Origin of the sequence: Pseudomonas sp. MYb13 (genome assembly GCF_002980075.1) — a bacterium.
Taxonomy (GTDB): Bacteria; Pseudomonadota; Gammaproteobacteria; order Pseudomonadales; family Pseudomonadaceae; genus Aquipseudomonas; species Aquipseudomonas lurida.
Genome location: NZ_PCQI01000001.1, coordinates 646,543 through 666,707, shown reverse-complemented (window position 1 = coordinate 666,707; position 20,165 = coordinate 646,543). Strand labels below are relative to the sequence as shown.

Below are 20,165 nucleotides of genomic sequence, written 5' to 3'. Positions count from 1 at the left end.
GGAAGGGCAATACCCACAGGCACGACACGGATGCTCGGCATATTTAAGGAAGATTCATGCACTGTCAACCCAACCACAAACACCAGGTTTACATCTGGCTAAAAAACACACAAATCTGTTTAATCTGCGATGATGCGACGGAATCGGCCGATTGTGTGTGCAACGTCTGCGAAACCGAGCTGCCCTGGCTGATGGAGCACTGCGATGTGTGCGCATTGCCCCTGCCGATGGAGGGTCTGATTTGCGGCCAATGCCTGAAACAACCACCGGCGTTTAAACAGGTGATCGCACCCTGGACCTACGGCTTTCCCATCGACAGCCTGGTCAGCCGCTTCAAGCACCAGGCGCGCTGGCCACTTGGGCAGATGCTTGCAAGGCTCCTGGCGCAGTACCTGCAGGACCGCCTCGATAACAACGAACTCACGCGCCCCGATTGCCTGCTGCCGGTGCCAATGGCCCGCAAGCGCCTGCGCGAACGCGGCTATAACCAGGCCTTGATGCTGGCGCGCTGGCTCAGCAGCGAGCTGAACATCGCCTACGATGAACACCTGTTGTTACGCCCCCATGAAACCGTCGCCCAGCAAGCCCTCGATGCAAAGACACGCAAGCGCAACCTGCTCGATGCCTTCGCCCTGGCGCCCGACGCCCAGGTGCAAGGCCGTCACTTGGCCCTGGTAGACGACGTGCTGACCACCGGCGCCACTGCCCACAGTCTGGCACGGCTGCTGATGAACGCCGGGGCGCGCCAGGTCGATGTGTACTGCCTGGCGCGCACGCCCAAACCCGGCAGCTGACTTGACTCCCGTCAACCTTGGCCGCAACGTTCCACTCACCTTATCGAAGCGTATCCACATGTCACTGCCAGCGTCCCTCAGCCAACACATCATCCGTCGCCCCCAGCGCATTGCCTTGCTGGCGCATATCGCCGAGCAGGGCTCCATTACCCGCGCGGCAAAAAGCGCAGGCTTGAGCTACAAGGCGGCGTGGGATGCCATCGACGAGCTGAACAACCTCGCGCAGAACCCCCTGGTGGAGCGCAGCGTCGGCGGCAAGGGCGGTGGCGGCGCCAAGCTGACGGCCGAGGGCGAGCGCGTGTTGCGTCTCTACCAGCGCCTGCAAGCGTTGCAGGCCGAAGTGCTGGGCTCCGATGAAGCGGCCAGCGACTTCAACCTGCTCGGCCGCTTGATGCTACGCACCAGCGCGCGCAACCAACTGCACGGCCAGGTCATCGCCATTGAACAGCATGGCCGTAACGATCGGGTCCGGCTGCAGCTTGCCGGCGGCCTGAGCCTGCTGGCGCAGATCACCCACGACAGCACGCAGCGGCTGGAACTGGAAACCGGCGTGGAAGTGGTCGCGCTGATCAAGGCCGGCTGGCTGGAATTGCTGGCGCCCGAGCATCCTGCAACAACTGGACACAATTGCATGAGCGGTATTGTCGACGCCATTCTCGACGCCGATGACGGCCCCAGCGAAGTCCGCATCGCACTGCCCAACGGCCAGGTTTTATGCGCCCTGGCGCAGCCCGACGCACTCAATGCCTTGGGTGCCGCCGAGGGCAAGCCGATCCAAGTGCAATTTGCGCCGAGCAATGTGCTGCTCGGTACGCCGGTGTAGCCGCGGCCCAACACTGCACACGCCTTCAAACTGCAACAATTTCGTCACGCGCGCTCCTTATGGTGTCTGCAAAAACCGCAGGGAGCCTGAGATGAGCCTATTAGAAGAAAACCAAGCCACCGACCTGGAACAGATGGTTGGCCTCACCCGCCGCCGCTTCATCGGCGCCGGTGCCTTGTGCGGTGCCGCGATGTTCCTCGGTGGCAACCTGCTGACCCGCAGTGCGCTGGCCGTCAACGCCACCAGCGCCAGCCCGCTGCTGGGCTTTACCAGCATCGCCGCCGCCACCAGCGACGCTATCACCTTGCCGCCGGGGTACAGCGCCTCCGTGCTGATCAGTTGGGGCCAGCCGCTGAGCAAGAGCGCCCCGGCCTTCGACCCATCCGGCAACGGCACGGCCAAGGCCCAGGAACAGCAGTTCGGCGACAATAACGACGGCATGAGCCTGTTCGCTTTCCCTGGCGACGACAACCGCGCACTGATGGCGATCAACAACGAGTACACCAACTACCGCTACCTCTTCGCCCATGGCGGCGCGCCGCAATCGGCTGAAGACGTGCACAATGCCCAGGCCAGCGAAGGGGTGTCAGTGATCGAAGTGCAGCGCAAGGGCGACACGTGGCAGTTCGTCCAGGACTCACGCTACAACCGCCGCATCCACGGCAACTCGCCGATCCGCCTCAGCGGTCCCGCCGCCGGCCACGCCTGGCTGAAAACCAGCGCCGACAAAACCGGCAAGAAAGTGCTCGGCACCTTCCAGAACTGCGCCAACGGCAAGACGCCATGGGGCACCTACCTGACGTGTGAAGAGAACTTCACTGACTGCTTCGGCAGCAGCAACCCACAGCAAACCTTCGACGCCGGGCAGAAACGCTATGGCGTGGTCGCGGCCAGCAAAGACATCAACTGGCACCCACACGACCCGCGCTTTGACCTGGCCAAAAACCCCAACGAACTCAACCGCCATGGCTGGGTAGTGGAAATCGACCCGTTCGACCCGCACTCCACGCCGGTCAAGCGCACCGCCCTGGGCCGCTTCAAGCACGAAAACGCCGCCCTGGCCGAAACCCGTGACGGCCGCGCCGTGGTGTACATGGGCGACGACGAGCGCGGCGAATTCATCTACAAATTCATCAGCCGCGACAAGATCAATCACAAGAACCCCAAGGCCAACAAGGACCTGCTCGACCACGGCACCTTGTACGTGGCGATCTTCGACGCAGGTGACGGCAACGCCGACCAACCCAAGGGCAAGGGCCAGTGGGTCGAACTGACGCACGGCAAGAATGGCATCGACGCCAGCACCGGCTTCGCCAGCCAGGCCGAAGTGCTGATCCATGCGCGCCTCGCCGCCAGCGTGGTGAAAGCCACTCGTATGGACCGCCCGGAATGGATCGTGGTCAGCCCGACCGATGGCCAGGTCTATTGCACCCTCACCAACAACGCCAAGCGCGGTGAAGACGGCCAGCCGGTGGGCGGCCCCAACCCGCGCGAGAAAAACGTCTACGGCCAGATCCTGCGCTGGAAGGCCGACGCCGATAATCACGGAGCCAGTGATTTCAGCTGGGACCTGTTCGTGGTGGCCGGCAATCCTGGTGTACACGCAGGTTTGCCAAAGGGCGGCTCGTCGAACATCAACCCGCAGAACATGTTCAACAGCCCCGATGGCCTGGGTTTCGACAAGGCCGGGCGCTTGTGGATTCTCACCGACGGCGACTACAGCAACGCCGGTGACTTCGCGGGGATGGGCAATAACCAGATGCTCTGTGCCGACCCTGCCACTGGGGAAATCCGTCGTTTCATGGTCGGACCGGTGGCCTGTGAAGTGACGGGCATCAGCTTCTCGCCCGATCAGAAGACACTGTTCGTGGGGATTCAGCACCCTGGCGAAACCGGCGGGTCCACCTGGCCGGAGCATCTGCCGAACGGCAAGCCGCGTTCGTCGGTGATGGCGATTCGGCGCGATGATGGCGGCATCGTCGGCGCCTGATAGCCCCTGTTCGCGAGCAAGCCCGCTCCCACCATTGACCGAGTTCCAACATAAAAAAGCGGTCGACTGTGGGAGCGCGCCTGCTCGCGAAGGCGTCCGAACAGCCACCACCTATCGATGCTGTTACCATAGCCGGCCGGACGCGGCGCCCTGCTGCGCGCAGGAGTTCGCATGGCCCATCCGTTTGAAACACTCACCCCCGACCTGGTGCTCGACGCTGTCGAAAGCATCGGTTTCCTCAGCGATGCTCGCGTCCTGGCGCTCAACAGCTACGAAAACCGCGTGTATCAAGTGGGCATCGAGGATTCGGAGCCACTGATCGCCAAGTTCTACCGCCCGCAACGCTGGACCAACGAGGCGATCCTTGAAGAACACCGATTCACCTTCGAACTGGCGGAATGCGAAGTGCCGGTGGTCGCGCCCCTCATCCACGACGGCGAAAGCCTGTTCGAGCATGCCGGGTTCCGTTTCACCTTGTTCCCACGCCGTGGTGGCCGTGCGCCGGAGCCGGGCAATCTCGACCAGCTTTACCGTCTTGGGCAACTGCTCGGTCGTTTGCATGCAGTGGGTTCCACGCGTCCGTTCGAACACCGTGAAGCCCTGGGCGTGAAGAACTTCGGTCACGACTCCCTCACCACCTTGCTGGAAGGCAACTTCATTCCCAAGAGCCTGTTGCCCGCCTACGAGTCCGTGGCCCGCGACCTGCTCAAGCGTGTGGAAGAGGTGTACAAGGCCACGCCGCACAAGAACATCCGCATGCATGGCGATTGCCACCCCGGCAACATGATGTGCCGCGACGAGATGTTCCATATCGTCGACCTGGATGACTGCCGCATGGGCCCGGCGGTGCAAGACCTGTGGATGATGCTCGCCGGCGATCGCCAGGAATGCCTGGGCCAGTTGTCGGAGCTGATGGACGGTTACCAGGAATTCCACGACTTCGATCCGCGTGAATTGGCGCTGATCGAACCCCTGCGCGCCCTGCGCCTGATGCATTACAGCGCCTGGCTGGCACGGCGCTGGGATGACCCGGCGTTCCCCCACAGCTTTCCGTGGTTCGGCAGCGAGCGCTATTGGGGTGACCAGGTGCTGGCGTTGCGCGAACAGCTCTCGGCCCTGAATGAAGAGCCCCTCAAGCTCTTCTGACCCTACCCTCTCCTTGTGGGCGCTGGCTTGCCTGCGATGCAGGCAACTCGGTGTCCCTGTGGCACCCGGGTGTCGCCATCGCAGGCAAGCCAGCGCCCACAGAAAAGCGCCGCCCATTGCCTGACAAAAATCCTTACAATCGCGCTTTGTTAGCTGCCTAAGCAAGGATTCTGCAATGCAAGCCGCCAACCCCCGCAAGGGGTACATACTGGGCCTGAGCGCCTACGTCATCTGGGGTCTGTTCCCGCTCTACTTCAAAGCCATCGCCAGCGTCCCGGCCGCCGAGATTATCGTGCACCGCGTGCTGTGGTCGGCGCTGTTCGGCGCGTTGTTGCTGATGGTATGGAAGCACCCTGGCTGGTTCCGCGAACTGCGCGACAACCCCAAGCGCCTGGCGATCCTGGCACTCAGTGGTTCGTTGATCGCGGGTAACTGGCTGACCTACGTGTGGTCGGTGAACAGCGGGCGCATGCTGGAAGCGAGCCTGGGTTACTACATCAACCCGCTGGTGAATGTGGTGTTGGGCATGCTGATCCTGGGCGAGCGCCTGCGCCGCTTGCAGTGGGTCGCGGTCGGGTTGGCTGCGGTGGGTGTGGCACAACAGGTGTGGCAGGTGGGCAGCTTGCCGTGGGTGTCGCTGGTGCTGGCGTTGACCTTTGGCTTCTACGGGCTGATCCGCAAACAGGCGCCGGTCAAGGCGCTACCGGGGCTGGTGGTGGAAACCTGGATGCTGGTGCCGATTGCCGTGGCGTGGTTGCTCTTCAACCCATCGGCCCACAGCGCACAGATGGCGTTCTGGAGTACGTCCGAAGCCTGGTGGCTGGTGGCCGCGGGCCCGGTGACGCTGATCCCGCTGGTCTGTTTCAACGCCGCCGCACGGCACTTGCCCTACACCGCCCTGGGCTTCTTGCAATACGTGGCGCCGACGCTGGTACTGCTGGAAGCCGTGCTGCTGTTCGGCGAACACCTGGCGCCGAGCACGTTGGCCGCCTTCGCCTTCATCTGGGCGGGCCTGGTGGTATACAGCGTGGATATCTGGCTGAGCGTGCGAAAAAGCTGATCAAATAACGTACAAACCTCTGCAAGCCAATACACACGTGGCTTGCAGACATCCACCCCAAGGTTATCCACAACCTGATCCCCGCCATTTGTGCACAAGCCCTTGAAACTGCTCGTTTTTTGCTCAGACAGCGGAGAACCCCGGCCGGCGTGGGCTGGCGCCGGGTCTCTACAGGTTATCCACAGGCCCATGCAAGATTTCGATGCATAACCCTGTGGGCAGATCATTCCTCGTTATGCAGTTCCACCATCAGGTCGTCCGCCAGGGTTTCCAGGGACTGCTGCAAGTCATCCAGGGATAACGTCGCCGGCACCTGCAACAGCGCCTCGGCGGTAAACAACGGGTCACCGCTCATGGGCGCTGGGCGCACATCCGTGCTGAGACTCCCCAAGTTCACACCCTGCTTGCTCAACAACGCCGTGATCTCGCGCAAGATGCCCGAGCGGTCATTGCCCACCAGCGTCATCACAATCGACTTGGATGCCACTGCCTGGCCGGTGCTGCCCTCACCCACCAGCACACGAATGCCATGTGTGGACAAATCCTCCAGCGCGCCCACCAGGGCTTGACGGTTTTCCGCCGGCACGCTGACCCGCAGAATCCCGGCGAACTGCCCGGCCATGTGAGCCATGCGGCTTTCCAGCCAGTTACCGCCGTGGGCAGCGATGTTCTGCGCAATGCGTTCAACCACGCCGGGTTTGTCGGCGGCGATAATTGTGAGTACAAGATGGTCCATGGTGAAGCCCTCTGGAATTCAATCTACAAGGTGGACCCGGAAGCCCCCGATCACAAATCGTGTACCATTTTTATATTTATCTGGAACAATCCAATAGTTTTTTGAGAACATCCGGTTCTCCGCTGTGACCGTACGACCAAAGTGGGTCGCTAAACGACGTATTTAGTCTAATTTTCACAACCGCAAGTCATCATGTAGTATGCCCAACCGTGCACTACATAATGAAAATCTGAAAAAGCGCATAAGCTCCGCAGAGTGAGGCAAGCAATGACTGAACACGTTCAAGTCGGTGGCCTGCAGGTCGCCAAAGTCCTGTTCGACTTCGTGAATAACGAAGCCATTCCCGGTACCGGCATCACTGCCGACCAGTTCTGGGCCGGTGCCGACAAGGTCATCCACGACCTGGCACCGAAGAACAAAGCCCTACTCGCCAAACGCGACGATTTCCAAGCGCGGATCGATACCTGGCACCAAACCCACGCTGGCCAGGCGCACGACCCGGTGGCCTACAAGGCCTTCCTGCAAGACATCGGATACCTGCTGCCAGAAGCCGCAGACTTCCAGGCCACGACCCAAAATGTCGATGACGAAATCGCACGCATGGCCGGCCCTCAGCTGGTAGTGCCGGTGATGAACGCCCGCTTCGCCCTCAACGCCTCGAACGCGCGCTGGGGTTCGCTGTACGACGCACTGTATGGCACCGATGCCATTAGCGAAGCCGACGGCGCCGAGAAAGGCCAGGGCTACAACAAGGTGCGGGGCGACAAGGTTATTGCCTTCGCACGCGCCTTCCTCGACGAAGCCGCACCGCTCAGCGCCGGCAGCCATGTGGATTCCACCGGCTACAAGATCGTCGATGGCACGCTGATCGTCAGCCTCAAGGGCGGCAGCAACAGCGGCCTGCGTGACGACGCGCAACTGATCGGCTTCCAGGGCGACACTGCCCAACCCATCGCGATCCTGTTGAAACACAACGGCCTGCACTTCGAGATCCAGATCGACGCCAGCACCCCGGTCGGCCAGACCGACGCCGCCGGCGTCAAAGATGTGCTGGTGGAAGCCGCGCTGACCACCATCATGGACTGCGAAGACTCGGTCGCTGCCGTGGATGCCGACGACAAAGTGGTGATCTACCGTAACTGGCTCGGCCTGATGAAGGGCGACCTGGCCGAAGAAGTGGCCAAGGGCGGCAAGACGTTCACCCGCACCATGAACGCCGACCGCGTCTACACCGGCGTGGATGGCAAGGACGTGACGCTGCACGGTCGTTCGCTGCTGTTCGTGCGTAACGTTGGCCACCTGATGACCATCGACGCGATCCTCGACAAAGACGGCAACGAGGTCCCTGAAGGCATCCTCGACGGCCTGCTCACCAGCCTGGCGGCCATCCATAGCCTCAACGGCAACAGCAGCCGCAAGAACAGCCGCACCGGTTCCGTGTACATCGTTAAACCGAAGATGCACGGCCCGGAAGAAGTGGCGTTCACCAACGAGTTGTTCGGTCGCATCGAAGACGTGCTGAACCTGCCGCGCAACACGCTGAAGGTCGGCATCATGGACGAGGAGCGCCGCACCACGGTCAACCTCAAGGCCTGCATCAAGGCCGCCAGCGAGCGCGTGGTGTTTATCAACACCGGCTTCCTCGACCGCACCGGCGACGAGATCCATACGTCCATGGAAGCCGGCGCGATGGTGCGCAAGGCGGCCATGAAGGCGGAAAAATGGATCGGCGCCTACGAGAACTGGAACGTCGATATCGGCTTGAGCACCGGCCTGCAAGGTCGCGCGCAGATCGGCAAAGGCATGTGGGCCATGCCCGACCTGATGGCGGCGATGCTCGAACAGAAAATCGCTCACCCACTGGCCGGCGCCAACACCGCCTGGGTGCCGTCGCCAACCGCAGCGGCGCTGCACGCGTTGCACTACCACAAGGTCGATGTGTTCGCCCGCCAGGCCGAACTGGCCAAGCGCGAGCGCGCCTCGGTGGACGACATCCTGACTATTCCCCTGGCGCAGAACACCGATTGGTCCGAGGAAGAAATCCGCAACGAGCTGGACAACAACGCCCAGGGCATCCTCGGCTATGTCGTGCGCTGGATCGACCAGGGCGTCGGCTGTTCGAAAGTGCCGGACATCAACGATGTAGGCCTGATGGAGGACCGCGCCACCCTGCGTATCTCCAGCCAGCACATCGCCAACTGGCTGCGCCACGGCATCGTCACCGAAGCCCAGGTGCTGGAAAGCCTCAAGCGCATGGCGCCGGTGGTGGACCGCCAGAATGCCGGGGACAAACTGTATCGCCCACTGGCGCCGGATTTCGACAGCAATATCGCGTTCCAGGCAGCGGTGGAGTTGGTGATTGAAGGCACCAAGCAGCCTAACGGCTACACCGAGCCGGTACTGCACCGTCGGCGTCGGGAGTTCAAGGCCAAGAACGGCCTGTAAATAAAAAGCCCTGATCGCGAGATCAGGGCTTTTTTATGGGGTCAGGGAGAGCGAGCCGGCCGCATCGCTGGCAAGCCCGTAAGAAAGTCAGGAGGCCATGCCCAACTCTCGCTTGACCATCTTCGCCAACTTCACGCTATCAATCGGCTTGAGCAGGAAGTCCACCACGCTCAAATGCATCGCATCAATCACGTCCGGCGCTTCCGCGTCCCCCGACATAATGATGATCGGCAATGCCGCACGCGTGGACTCGCGCACCTGGCGGATCAGTTCCAGGCCATTGCTGGGCGCCATGCGCAGGTCAGTGATCAACAAACCGATAGAGCTGCTGGACTTCAACAAATCCCACGCCGCCTCACCACTTTCGGCGGTCATGCAACGAATACCGTCCAGCCCCAGGATCTCCGCCAGCAATTCACGTGCGTCCTTGTCGTCGTCAACAATCAACACACGTTGTGGCGGTAAATCAGGCTCCAGCATCACGGCGCTCAGCGCCTCGCGCTCGGCATCACTCAAAATATCGTGGTCGGACATACGGTTCTCAGCAGTTCTAATCAATCTCCCAGCACACTCGTCAGACATCTGCGGAAGGGCGAACAATGTGCACTTCGTCGGAAAGTTTGCCTAGTGGGCGTTCTACGGGTTTTGGACGATAGTCATGTAAGGTTTTTCCCTAGGTGTGTGCCGTTTGTATCGACCTAGACTTACGTCCAATGGGCACCCGCTGCGCAGGAGTCGACCATGAGGGACGATAACGACAAAAAAACCGCGGTCACTGTTATGAGTAAAGCTGATGCCTTCGCCCAGGCGGGGAAAACTGCTGTGTTGCAAAACATTCACGGCACCCTGCAGTTCCTGCAACGCTTCCCGCCGTTCAACCAAATGGAAAATGCCCACCTGGCGTTTCTGGTGGAACAGTGCCAGTTACGCTTTTATGGCCCCGGCGACAGCATCCTCAAACCGTCGGGCGGGCCGGTTGAGCACTTTTACATCGTCAAGCAGGGCCGCGTGGTGGGAGAGCGGCCGGACAGCGCCGAAACCACCTTTGAAATCACCACCGGCGAATGCTTCCCCCTGGCAGCGCTATTGGGCGAACGGGCGACCCGCACCGAGCACAAGGCCGCCGAAGACACTTTCTGCCTGCAACTGAACAAGCCAGCCTTTATCAAGCTGTTCGCGCTTTCCAGCCCGTTTCGAGACTTTGCCTTGCGCGGCGTCAGCAGCCTGTTGGACCAGGTCAACCAGCAAGTGCAGCAGAAGGCGGTGGAAACCCTCGGCACTCAGTACTCGCTGAACACTCGCCTCGGCGAATTGGCCATGCGCCACCCGGTAACGTGCAGCCCAACCACACCCCTGCGTGAAGCCGTCACGCTGATGCATGAGCAACAGGTGGGCAGCATTGTGATTGTCGACGAGCTCAAGGCGCCCTTGGGGATTTTCACCCTGCGCGACTTGCGCCAGGTCGTGGCGGACGGCACCAGTGACTTCAGCCAGGGCATCGAAGGCCATATGACCCAGGCGCCCTTCTTCCTCACCCCGGACCACAGCGCTTTCGATGCGGCGATTGCCATGACCGAACGGCACATTGCCCATGTGTGCCTGGTCAAGGATCAGCGCCTGTGCGGCGTGGTGTCCGAGCGCGACCTGTTTTCCCTGCAACGGGTGGACCTGGTGCACCTGGCGCGCACTATCCGCAACGCACTGCGAGTGGAAAACCTGGTGGCGATTCGCGGCGAGATCGGCCAGTTGGTCGAGCGCATGCTGGCCCATGGCGCGTCGTCCACCCAGATCACCCACATTATTACGCTGCTCAACGATCACACCGTGTGCCGGGTGATCGAGCTGACCCTCGCCGAAAAAGGCGACCCTGGCGTGCCATTCAGTTGGTTGTGCTTTGGCAGCGAAGGTCGCCGCGAGCAGACGCTGTACACCGATCAGGACAACGGCATCCTGTTCGACGCCCGGGACGCCGCTGAAGCGGCCGAGATTCGTGGCCGCCTGTTACCGCTCGCGCAGCAGATCAACCAGAGCCTGGCGCTGTGCGGGTTCAGCCTGTGCAAGGGCAACATCATGGCCGGCAACCCGGAGTTGTGCTTGTCGCGTGCCGAATGGGCGCGGCGGTTTGCGGCGTTTATCCGCGAGGCAACACCGGAGAACCTGCTGGGCTCCAGCATCTATTTCGACCTGCGTGTGGTGTGGGGCGATGAGCGTGGTTGCGAACAATTGCGCCAGGGCATCCTCGATCAGGTCGCTGACAACCGCTTGTTCCAACGCATGCTCGCCGAAAACGCGTTGCGCCAGCGGCCGCCCGTCGGCCGTTTTCGCGAGTTTGTGCTGACGCGTAAAGGCAGCGAGAAGGCCACTCTCGACCTCAAGGTGCAGGGCCTTACGCCCTTTGTCGACGGCGCCCGCCTGCTGGCCCTGGCCAATGGCATCCACACCAACAACACCCTGGAGCGCCTGCGCCAACTGGTGGTCAAGGAAGTGATCGAGCCCCTGGACGGCGCGGCGTATGAAGAGGCCTACCACTTTATCCAGCAAACCCGCATGCAGCAGCACCAGTTGCAGACCCGCGAGAACCAGCCGTATTCCAACCGCGTCGACCCTGAAAGCCTCAACCACCTGGACCGGCGCATCCTGCGTGAATCCCTGCGCCAGGCCCAGCGCCTGCAAAGCAGCCTGACGTTGCGGTATCAGCTGTGAGTCTGTTCAGTTGGCTGCGCACGAAAAAACCGGGGCTCGACAGCGCACAACAACAGCGTGTGGAGCAACTGCGCAAGCCGACGCCGCTGGGCAGCGAACCCTTGCGCAGCCAACGCTGGGTCGTGCTGGACCTGGAAACCAGCGGCCTGAACCTCAACCGTGACCTGGTGCTGTCCATCGGCGCGGTGGTGATCGAGGACGGCGCGGTGGATTTCTCGCAGATGTTCGAGCGCACGTTGCAACGCGCCGAAACGAAACTCAGCCCCAGCGTCTTGATCCACGGCCTGGGCCCGAGTGCGATCGCCGCCGGCAGCGATCCAGTGGACGCCCTGCTGGACTTCATGGAGTTCGTCGGCGACAGCCCATTGCTGGCCTTCCATGCGCCGTTCGATCAACACATGCTGTGCCGGGCGCTCAAGGACAGCCTGGGTTATCGCCTGGCCCACCCGTTCCTGGATGTGGCCGACATCGCCCCCCTGCTGTGCCCCGACGCACCTATCCGCGAAGCGGGGCTGGACGACTGGATCAACCACTTCAACCTGCACGTGGGCGAACGCCATCACGCCAGCGCCGATGCCCTGGCCACGGCGGAGCTGATGCTCATCCTGTTCAGCCGCGCGCGCCAGCAGCACATCGACACACCACAGGCATTGCAAGAGCGTTTAAGCCAATGGAAACGGCGTAAACACGCGCCATCGTTTTAATGCCATCTCCCGACAGACGCTAATTGCGCCCACCCCACGGCTCTGACACAATCGCGAATAATTCTCGTTAGTTTAAACATCTCGTTTACTAGGTGATGCCTTGTCGTCGATCCAGAACCCACACAGTGAGCTTGTTGGCGCGTTGTATCGCGACCATCGTGGCTGGCTGTTGGCCTGGCTTCGGCGCAATGTGGCCTGCCCGAGCCGCGCCGAAGACCTGAGCCAGGACACCTTCATCCGCCTGCTCGGCCGTGAGGAGTTGCGCGAACCCCGCGAACCCCGTGCGTTTCTGATCGCGATCGCCAAGGGCCTGCTGTTCGACTACTTCCGTCGCGCTGCCCTGGAACAGGCTTATCTGACCGAACTGATGCTGATCCCGGAAAGCGAACACCCTTCGCCGGAAGAACAGCAACTGATCCTCGAAGACCTCAAGGCCATCGACCGCCTGCTCGGCAAATTGTCGAGCAAGGCCCGTGCGGCCTTCCTCTACAACCGCCTCGACGGCATGGGCCACGCAGAAATCGCCCAGCGCCTGGGCGTGTCGGTGCCCCGGGTGCGCCAGTACCTGGCCCAGGGCATTCGCCAGTGCTACATCGCTCTGTATGGCGAGCCACAGTGACGGTGATCAGTTCCAAACCGGTTTCGGCCCGTGTACTGGATGCAGCCATCGCGTGGCAACTGTCCCTCGATTCGGGCGATGGCAGCGCGGTTGAGCGCGAAGAATTCGATAAGTGGCTGGCCAGCGATGAAGAGCATGCCCGCGCCTGGCGCCAGCTGGGCATGCTTGACCAGCGTTTCAGCGTGGCCTCGGGCCCGGCGCGGGCCGCGTTATTGCAATCACGTGAAGGTATTCGCCAGCGCGTGCGCAAGCTGGGCAGTGGCCTGGCGAGCATTGCACTGGTCATTGGCCTGGCGCTGTTTGCCGGTGAGCGTTATGTGCCGATCCACTATTGGCTGGCTGATCAACGCACCGCCACGGGTGAGCAGCGCACGCTGAAGCTGGCGGACGGCACGCTGATCAATCTCAATACCCACAGTGCTATCGACGTGCGCTTTGATGAAAAACGCCGGCTGATTGTGTTGCAGGAAGGCGAGATCCTGGTGGAGACCGGCCACAACGACGCACGCCCCTTCTATGTACAAACCCGCGATGGCAGCCTGCGGGCGCTGGGCACACGGTTTATCGTCAAGCGCGAAGACGACGCCACGCGCTTGAGCGTGCTGCAATCGGCGGTGGCCGCCCAGCCCGAGGCGCTGCGCCAGGAGCAGATCTTCAAGGAAGGCCAGCAAGTGCTGATGCGCAGCGACGGCCTCGGCCCTGCGCTTGCCGTCACCCCCGCCACCGACGCCTGGACCCGCGGCATGCTGGTGGTGGACAACGCCCGCCTGGGCGAGGTGGTCGCGGAGCTCAGCCGTTACCGCACCGGTTACCTGGGCGTGGATAAAAACGTGGCTGACCTGCGCATCACCGGCAGCTTCCCACTGCATGACACCACCCTGGCACTGAACGCGCTGCTGCCCACCCTGCCGGTGCAGATCGAGCAGCACACGCCGTGGTGGGTGATGGTCAAGGGCAAGCCTTAGGTGTTGCGGTGCCTGGCCGACTGCCTTCGCGGGCAAGCCCGCTCCCACACTTGAAATGCATCCCAGGGTGGGAGCGGGCTTGCCCGCTATTGCGCCCTGAAACACGCCTCAAATAAATATTTTCGTCTCGCCCTATCACTTTTCGATTCTCGTTCGGCACCTAGGCAATTGCGAAATATTTCCATTCAGGAGCCGCCCCATGTCCCGCACGCTAGACACTCTGTTGCGCCCCAGCCTGTTAGCCGTGGCCATTGCCCTCAGCGCCCCGCTGGCCAGCACCTCGCTGATCGCCGCCGAACAAGCGTCCAGCGTGCGCGCCTACAACCTGCCGGCGGCGCCACTGGCCAGCACCCTGAACCAAATTGCCAGCCAGGGCGGCCTGGCACTGACCCTCAGCCCGGCACTCGCCGCAGGCAAGACCTCGGCGCCCGTCCAAGGCCAGTTCGATGCACCGGGTGCGCTGCGTGAGGCATTGCGTGGGACGGGTTTGCAGTTGGAGCAGAGCAGTGCGGGGACTTATACCTTGGTGGCGGTTCCTGAGGGTGTCGTGGCGTTGCCTACCACCAGCATCACGGGCCAGGACAGCTATGAAAGCGCCTGGGGTCCGGTAGACGGTTACGTCGCGACGCGCACCGCTGCGGGCACCAAGACGGATACACCGATCATTGAGGCGCCCCGCTCGATGTCCGTAGTCACCCGAGCACAGATGGAAGACCGTGGCGTGCAGAACCTCGACGACGCCGTACGCTACATGCCTGGCGTGATCGCCAGTAGCTACGGCAGCGACTCCCGCGCCGACTGGCTGCGAGTTCGTGGTTTCGAGCCGACGCAGTTCCTCGACGGCCTGCCGTTGCCAAAGGGCTCCTACGCCAACCCTAAACAGGAAACGTGGAATCTGGACCGCATCACGCTGCTGCGCGGTCCAGCCTCATCTGTCTACGGCCAGACTCCGCCGGGCGGGATGCTCGACATGGTAAGCCGCCGCCCACAAGCAGAAAGCAGCAATGCTGTACGCGCCGAGGTCGGCAGCAATAACCGCAAGCAAATCAGCTTCGACAGCACCGGGAAAATCGATGACGAGGGTCAATTCCTCTACCGGGTCGATGGCGTGGTACGTGACAGCGGCACACCTATCGACCATATCGAAGACAAACGCTACAACATCGCCCCCAGCCTGACCTGGAACATCAACGACGACACCCACCTGACACTGCTCTCGCAGTTCACCCGTGACGATACCGGTATCAGCGGGCAGTTCCTGCCGCTGCAAGGCACAAAGCTGGCGTCGCCAGCGGGCAAGATCTCTCATCATAAAAATCTTGGCGAGCCCGATCAGGACTACTACGACCGTACCTACTACGCCCTCGGTTACGCATTTGACCATCGTTTGAACGATGTCTGGCAGTTCAAACAAAACCTGCGCTACACCAAGAGTGAACTGGCCTTCAACACCACCTACTCCAGCTACGGTGATACCGCTGTCGGGGCAGACGGAATGCTCAAGCGCATTTATGACAAAGTGGACGAAGACATTTCGCAACTGGCTGTGGATAACAACTTCCAGGCCGACTTCCAAACGGGCGTCCTGAACCACACGCTATTGCTCGGTTTGGATCACCAACGCACCAACACCGACTACCACTGGATCGAAGGCAATGCAGCGAGTATCGACCCCAACCGGCCGATCTACAACCAGCCGCGCCCGGCTGGCGCGCCCTTCACCTTCTACGACTACAACCAGAAAACCGTGCAGACCGGTCTCTACATCCAGGACCAGATCGCTCTGGATAACTGGCGCCTGACCCTCGGCGGTCGTGAGGATTGGATTCACACCGGAACTACCTTCTTCAACCTGAACGACGCCACAAACACCCAACGCGACAAGGCTTTCAGCGGCAACGCAGGCCTGAGCTATGTATTCGATTCGGGCATCACTCCCTACATTTCCTACACCGAGTCGTTCCAGCCAACCGCTGGCGCCAGCGCGAGCGCCACAGAGTCGTTCAAACCCACAGAAGGCAAACAGACAGAAGTTGGTGTGAAGTATCAGCCGGTGGGCAGCAAAACCCTGCTGACGGCTGCTGTGTTCGACCTACGCCAGCAAAACGTGTCGGTCACACAGAACAACGTCACCAGCCAGATCGGCGAAATCAGCGTGCGTGGACTGGAGCTGGAAGCGACTTCGGAAGTCACCGACAACCTGAAACTGGTGGGTTCCTACACTTACACCGACACCGAAATCCTCAAGGGTGACGACAAGGGCAACCGCATGAAGCTGGTGCCTCGTAACCAGGCGTCGCTGTGGTCTGATTACACATGGCATTCGGGCGTGCTGGATGGCTTCGGCGTAGGCGCTGGCGTGCGTTATGTGGGCGATACCTACGGCAACACCGCCAATACTGCCAACGGTCACGTAGGCTCGTACACTGTGTATGACGCTGCCGTGCATTACGACCTGAGCCGTCTGAACCCGGTGTTCGCCGGTGTGTCAGTGGACGTGACCGCCAAAAACATCTTCAACAAGGACTACCTGTCCACCTGCGACGGTGCTTGGTGCTATTACGGCGATGAACGTAATGTCGTCGCGGCGGTGAACTACAAATGGTAAACCGCTGACGCGGTCCCCCAAGGGTCACGGTAACGTCGTGGCCCTTTTGCATTTGGATGAACAATGAAAAGCAAAACCATCCGCCGCTGGTCCTTTATCCACACGTGGACCAGCCTGATCTGCACGGTATTCCTGCTGCTGCTCGCCCTCACCGGCCTGCCGCTGGTGTTCCACCACGAGATCGATCATCTGCTGGGCAACGAGCCGCAATTGGCGCAGATGCCCGCCGACACCCCACAGCTCAACCTGGAACAGCTGGTGGCGAAGGCTCAGGCCCATCGCCCCGGCGAGGCCATGCAGTACCTGGCCTGGGACGAAGACGACAAAAACGGCGTGATCGCGATCATGGCCGCCACCGCCGGCACCGAACCCAATGCGTCCCACACCTTCATGCTGGATGCGCGCACCGGCGAAGCGGTCGAGATGCCGTCTGCCAATGGCGGGTTCACCCTGTTCCTGCTGCGGCTGCATGTGGATATGTTCGCCGGCCTGCCGGGCAAGTTGTTGCTGGCCTTCATGGGGGTTCTGTTTGTATTGGCGATTATCTCGGGCACGGTGCTGTACCTGCCGTTCATGCGCCGCTTGAAATTCGCCACCGTGCGCCAGGACAAATCCACCCGCCTGCGCTGGCTCGACCTGCATAACCTGATCGGCGTGGTCACCCTGACCTGGGCATTGGTAGTGGGCGTGACCGGCGTGATCAGCGCCTGCGCCGACCTGATCATCGCGGCTTGGCGCCAGGACAGCCTCAGCGCAATGATCGAGCCGTATAAAAACGCTCCGCCCCTGACCCAGCGCGCGCCAGCCACCGAGCTGCTGGCAATTGCCGCCAAGGCCGCACCGGGCATGGCGCCAGACTTTATTGCCTTCCCCGGCACGCGCTTTTCCAGCGAACACCATTACGCCGTGTTCATGAAGGGCAGTACCCACCTGACCTCGCACCTGCTCACGCCGGTATTGATCGACGCCAGTACCCTGGCTGTCACCGCCATCGCCGAACGGCCGTGGTACATGGACGCCATGGGCATGTCCCAACCGCTGCACTTCGGTGACTACGGCGGCATGCCGATGAAGATCCTCTGGGCGGTGTTGGATGTGTTGACCATCATCGTGCTGGTGAGCGGGATCTACCTGTGGATCGTGCGACGCAAGGCAGGCAAGGCATGAAGCCAAGGCAATCGAATTTCTGGAAGGTGTTTGGCATTCCGCTGGGGATTGGCCTGCTCAGTGCCGCCGGGTTGTTTGCAGCCTTGCTCGGCGATGGGCTGTGGGATTCACTCAGTTGGGTCGGGTTAGGCATTCGCGCTGCAATTGGCACTTGGGCCTTGCTCAAACGGTGAGATAGATTAGCGCAGCCCTTTCTTGAGGAATGCCCATGTCCGCTCCCAGCATGACCTTGTTCCACAACCCCGCTTCACCGTTCGTTCGCAAGGTGCGCGTGTTGCTGGCTGAAACCGGCCAGCAGGACCGCGTCGCCCTGCACGGCTGCATGCCGACCCCGGTCAACCCGGATGCACACGTGGTGCAAGGCAACCCCGTGGGCAAGATCCCGGCCTTGCGCCTGGCCGACGGCAGCGTGCTGCACGACAGCCGGGTGATCCTCGATTACTTCGACCACCAGCACGTCGGTAACCCGCTGATCCCTCGCGACGGCTCGGCCCGCTGGCGCCGCCTGACCCTGGCCTCGATGGCCGACGGCATCATGGACGCCGCCGTACTGGTGCGTTACGAGACAGCCCTGCGCCCAGCGCAAAAGCACTGGGACCAATGGCTGGACGAGCAGCGCAACAAGATCCGTCGAAGCCTCGCTGAATTGGAAGCCGACGCCATTGCCGAACTGGCCAGCCACTTCGACATCGCCGCCATCAGCGTGGCCTGCGCCCTGGGCTACCTCGACTTCCGCCATCCGGATATGCAATGGCGCTCGGATAACCCGCAGCTTGCCGCCTGGTACGCCGAGGTCAGCCAGCGACCTTCGATGCTGGAAACCCAGCCGCCCGTGTGACGCTCACACCGACCCAATGTGGGAGCGGGCTTGCCCGCGATCGCGGTATGTCATTCAGCACATCTGTTTCTGAACCACCGCTATCGCGGGCAAGCCCACTCCCACATTGGTCGGTGGTGGTATTGAGGAACGTAACGATCCTTGAGGCTAAATGCGCCCCCACTTGCTGATCCTCACGCAACCCGATCATTGCACCGCCTCCAGGTCAAACACCAACGGTTCGGTGGCCTTGCGCTTGCCCACGCCATACCAGTCCAGTTTGCGCGTCAGCACCATCACCGTGCCCAGCAGGCCGAACAACAGCAGCGAGCCCATCAACAACGCGTAATCCTCGGCACTCAGCAGCCCGTACAACAAGCCATACAACGCCGCCAACCCCACCGAGAAACCCAGGCCGTGGGCCACACTGCGCAGCACGTGACACACATAGAAGCCAATCAACGACACGCAGGCACTGGCAGAGAGGAGATAGGCCATGGCGAAGCCGATGTGCTCGGACAACGACAACAACAGCAGGTAGAAAAACGCCAGCGCAAAGCCCACCAAGGCGTACTGGACCGGGTGCACCGCCAGGCTCTTGAGTACTTCGAACAGGAAGAAGCCGGCAAAGGTCAGGGCGATGAACAGCAGCGCATATTTGATCGCGCGGTCGCTCTTGAGGTACTGGTCCACCGGGTCGATGAAGTTCACGCCAAAGCTGCGGTTGTTGAAGTCGTCACAGCCCTGCTTGTCCAGGCAGGTTTGCAGGGCCTGCTCAAGGTTGGTGGAAAAGAAGGAGGTCTGCCAGCGGGCGGTAAAGCCCTTGTCGGTCACCTCCCGTTGGGCCGGCAGGTAGTTGCCGACAAAGCTTGGGTGCGGCCAGTTGGAGGCCAGTGACACCTGGCTGGTCTTGCCCACCGGCACCACCTGCAGTTGCTCGGTGCCTTGCAGGCGCAGGTCAAAGGCAAAGTCCACGACGTAGGGCTTTTTGCTGTCCTGTTCCGGCAGCGCCACATGCACGCCCTCCCCCAACCAGTCCACCTGGGAGCCCGGTTCGAACTCCAGGCGCTGGCTGCCCAGCTCCAGCGTCAACGCGTTTTCGATGCCGCGAATATCGCTGATACCCACCGCCAGAAACGCCGGCTCAAAGCGGTAGTCGGAAAAGTCTTCGGTGATGCCCAACTGCGCCGGCAATTCGAAACGCCCGCTGATGCGGTTGTCGGCATGGAACAGCCGCGCCTGGTAGATGCCCCGCGCGCGCAGTTCGGTCTGTACCTGGCCGTCGAGCTCAAATCGGTCCGGCAGGAAATACAGGCGACCGCGCTCTTCACGGGTGACTTCGTAGCGCTTGTTGAGCTTTTCATTGAGCTTCCACTCGCGGACGGTCTTGCGATACGGCACCACCATCACCGGGCCGGTGAGGCGCTGGCTATAACTGGAACTGCGGGCAATGTCTTCCAATACAGTGTCGCGAGTGAGCTGGCGGTCGGCGATGATGCCGTTGATCATCAGCAACGGAATCAGCAACAGCAGGATCAGCAGCGCAATGGCGCCAAGTTTGAAAAGCAGGCTGCGGTTCATGGGGCTC

At 61.6% G+C, this 20,165-nt stretch carries 17 protein-coding genes; 14 read left to right on the top strand and 3 right to left on the bottom strand.

Annotated elements, in window-relative coordinates; all coding sequences use genetic code 11:
• Positions 1 to 56: 56 nt before the first annotated feature.
• The 5 genes from CQ002_RS03115 (at position 57) to rarD (ending at position 5,813) form a co-directional block, all read left to right on the top strand.
• A complete protein-coding gene (locus tag CQ002_RS03115) occupies positions 57 to 794 on the top strand; it encodes a ComF family protein (RefSeq protein ID WP_105162969.1) in 738 nt (245 codons plus the stop codon).
• 58 nt (positions 795 to 852) lie between these two features.
• Positions 853 to 1,617 (top strand): TOBE domain-containing protein, encoded by a 765-nt coding sequence (locus CQ002_RS03110; protein WP_034109711.1) that lies wholly within the window; start codon positions 853 to 855, stop codon positions 1,615 to 1,617.
• Positions 1,618 to 1,708: 91 nt separating this feature from the next.
• Entirely contained in the window at positions 1,709 to 3,607 is a 1,899-nt protein-coding gene (locus tag CQ002_RS03105) for a PhoX family phosphatase (protein WP_105162970.1), read from the top strand.
• Between the two features lie 171 nt (positions 3,608 to 3,778).
• Positions 3,779 to 4,753 (top strand): serine/threonine protein kinase, encoded by a 975-nt coding sequence (locus tag CQ002_RS03100; protein WP_034109715.1) that lies wholly within the window; start codon positions 3,779 to 3,781, stop codon positions 4,751 to 4,753.
• Between the two features lie 175 nt (positions 4,754 to 4,928).
• Positions 4,929 to 5,813 (top strand): EamA family transporter RarD, encoded by an 885-nt coding sequence (gene rarD, locus CQ002_RS03095; RefSeq protein ID WP_105162971.1) that lies wholly within the window; start codon positions 4,929 to 4,931, stop codon positions 5,811 to 5,813.
• 223 nt (positions 5,814 to 6,036) lie between these two features.
• Here the strand turns inward: rarD and CQ002_RS03090 are convergent, their stop codons facing one another.
• Complete coding sequence (locus CQ002_RS03090) at positions 6,037 to 6,549, bottom strand: glycine cleavage system protein R (RefSeq protein ID WP_105162972.1); 513 nt, start codon at positions 6,547 to 6,549, stop codon at positions 6,037 to 6,039.
• Between the two features lie 267 nt (positions 6,550 to 6,816).
• On the opposite strand from CQ002_RS03090, the gene CQ002_RS03085 reads away from it, so the two are divergent.
• The gene (locus tag CQ002_RS03085) at positions 6,817 to 8,994 is read left to right on the top strand and encodes a malate synthase G (RefSeq protein WP_034109721.1); all 2,178 of its coding nucleotides are present in this window, start codon (positions 6,817 to 6,819) and stop codon (positions 8,992 to 8,994) included.
• A gap of 87 nt (positions 8,995 to 9,081) precedes the next feature.
• Here CQ002_RS03085 and CQ002_RS03080 read toward each other — a convergent pair whose 3' ends face one another.
• Positions 9,082 to 9,528, bottom strand: coding sequence for a response regulator (locus tag CQ002_RS03080; RefSeq protein ID WP_034109723.1), 447 nt, complete (start codon positions 9,526 to 9,528; stop codon positions 9,082 to 9,084).
• 246 nt (positions 9,529 to 9,774) lie between these two features.
• Here CQ002_RS03080 and CQ002_RS03075 point away from each other — a divergent pair, with 246 nt between their 5' ends.
• From CQ002_RS03075 to CQ002_RS03045, 8 genes are all read left to right on the top strand, one after another.
• Entirely contained in the window at positions 9,775 to 11,697 is a 1,923-nt protein-coding gene (locus CQ002_RS03075) for a putative nucleotidyltransferase substrate binding domain-containing protein (RefSeq protein WP_177431148.1), read from the top strand.
• Complete coding sequence (locus CQ002_RS03070; protein WP_098467479.1) at positions 11,694 to 12,401, top strand: PolC-type DNA polymerase III; 708 nt, start codon at positions 11,694 to 11,696, stop codon at positions 12,399 to 12,401. Before CQ002_RS03075 ends, CQ002_RS03070 begins: the two co-directional genes overlap by 4 nt.
• A gap of 100 nt (positions 12,402 to 12,501) precedes the next feature.
• Complete coding sequence (locus CQ002_RS03065; protein ID WP_098467480.1) at positions 12,502 to 13,020, top strand: RNA polymerase sigma factor; 519 nt, start codon at positions 12,502 to 12,504, stop codon at positions 13,018 to 13,020.
• Positions 13,017 to 13,985: a FecR domain-containing protein gene (locus CQ002_RS03060; RefSeq protein WP_034109730.1), complete on the top strand. Its 969-nt coding sequence runs from the start codon at positions 13,017 to 13,019 to the stop codon at positions 13,983 to 13,985. The genes CQ002_RS03065 and CQ002_RS03060 overlap by 4 nt, the downstream gene beginning before the upstream one ends.
• Before the next feature lie 199 nt (positions 13,986 to 14,184).
• On the top strand, positions 14,185 to 16,593 hold the full coding sequence (locus CQ002_RS03055; protein WP_034109732.1) for a TonB-dependent siderophore receptor: 2,409 nt from the start codon (positions 14,185 to 14,187) through the stop codon (positions 16,591 to 16,593).
• A 63-nt stretch (positions 16,594 to 16,656) separates the two neighbouring features.
• On the top strand, positions 16,657 to 17,760 hold the full coding sequence (locus CQ002_RS03050; protein WP_034109734.1) for a PepSY domain-containing protein: 1,104 nt from the start codon (positions 16,657 to 16,659) through the stop codon (positions 17,758 to 17,760).
• Entirely contained in the window at positions 17,757 to 17,933 is a 177-nt protein-coding gene (locus CQ002_RS28275; RefSeq protein WP_146117450.1) for a DUF4175 domain-containing protein, read from the top strand. Before CQ002_RS03050 ends, CQ002_RS28275 begins: the two co-directional genes overlap by 4 nt.
• Positions 17,934 to 17,968: 35 nt before the next feature.
• Entirely contained in the window at positions 17,969 to 18,598 is a 630-nt protein-coding gene (locus tag CQ002_RS03045; RefSeq protein ID WP_034109736.1) for a glutathione S-transferase family protein, read from the top strand.
• A gap of 186 nt (positions 18,599 to 18,784) precedes the next feature.
• Here the strand turns inward: CQ002_RS03045 and creD are convergent, their stop codons facing one another.
• The gene (creD, locus tag CQ002_RS03040; protein WP_034109739.1) at positions 18,785 to 20,158 is read right to left on the bottom strand and encodes a cell envelope integrity protein CreD; all 1,374 of its coding nucleotides are present in this window, start codon (positions 20,156 to 20,158) and stop codon (positions 18,785 to 18,787) included.
• Positions 20,159 to 20,165 lie beyond the last annotated feature (7 nt).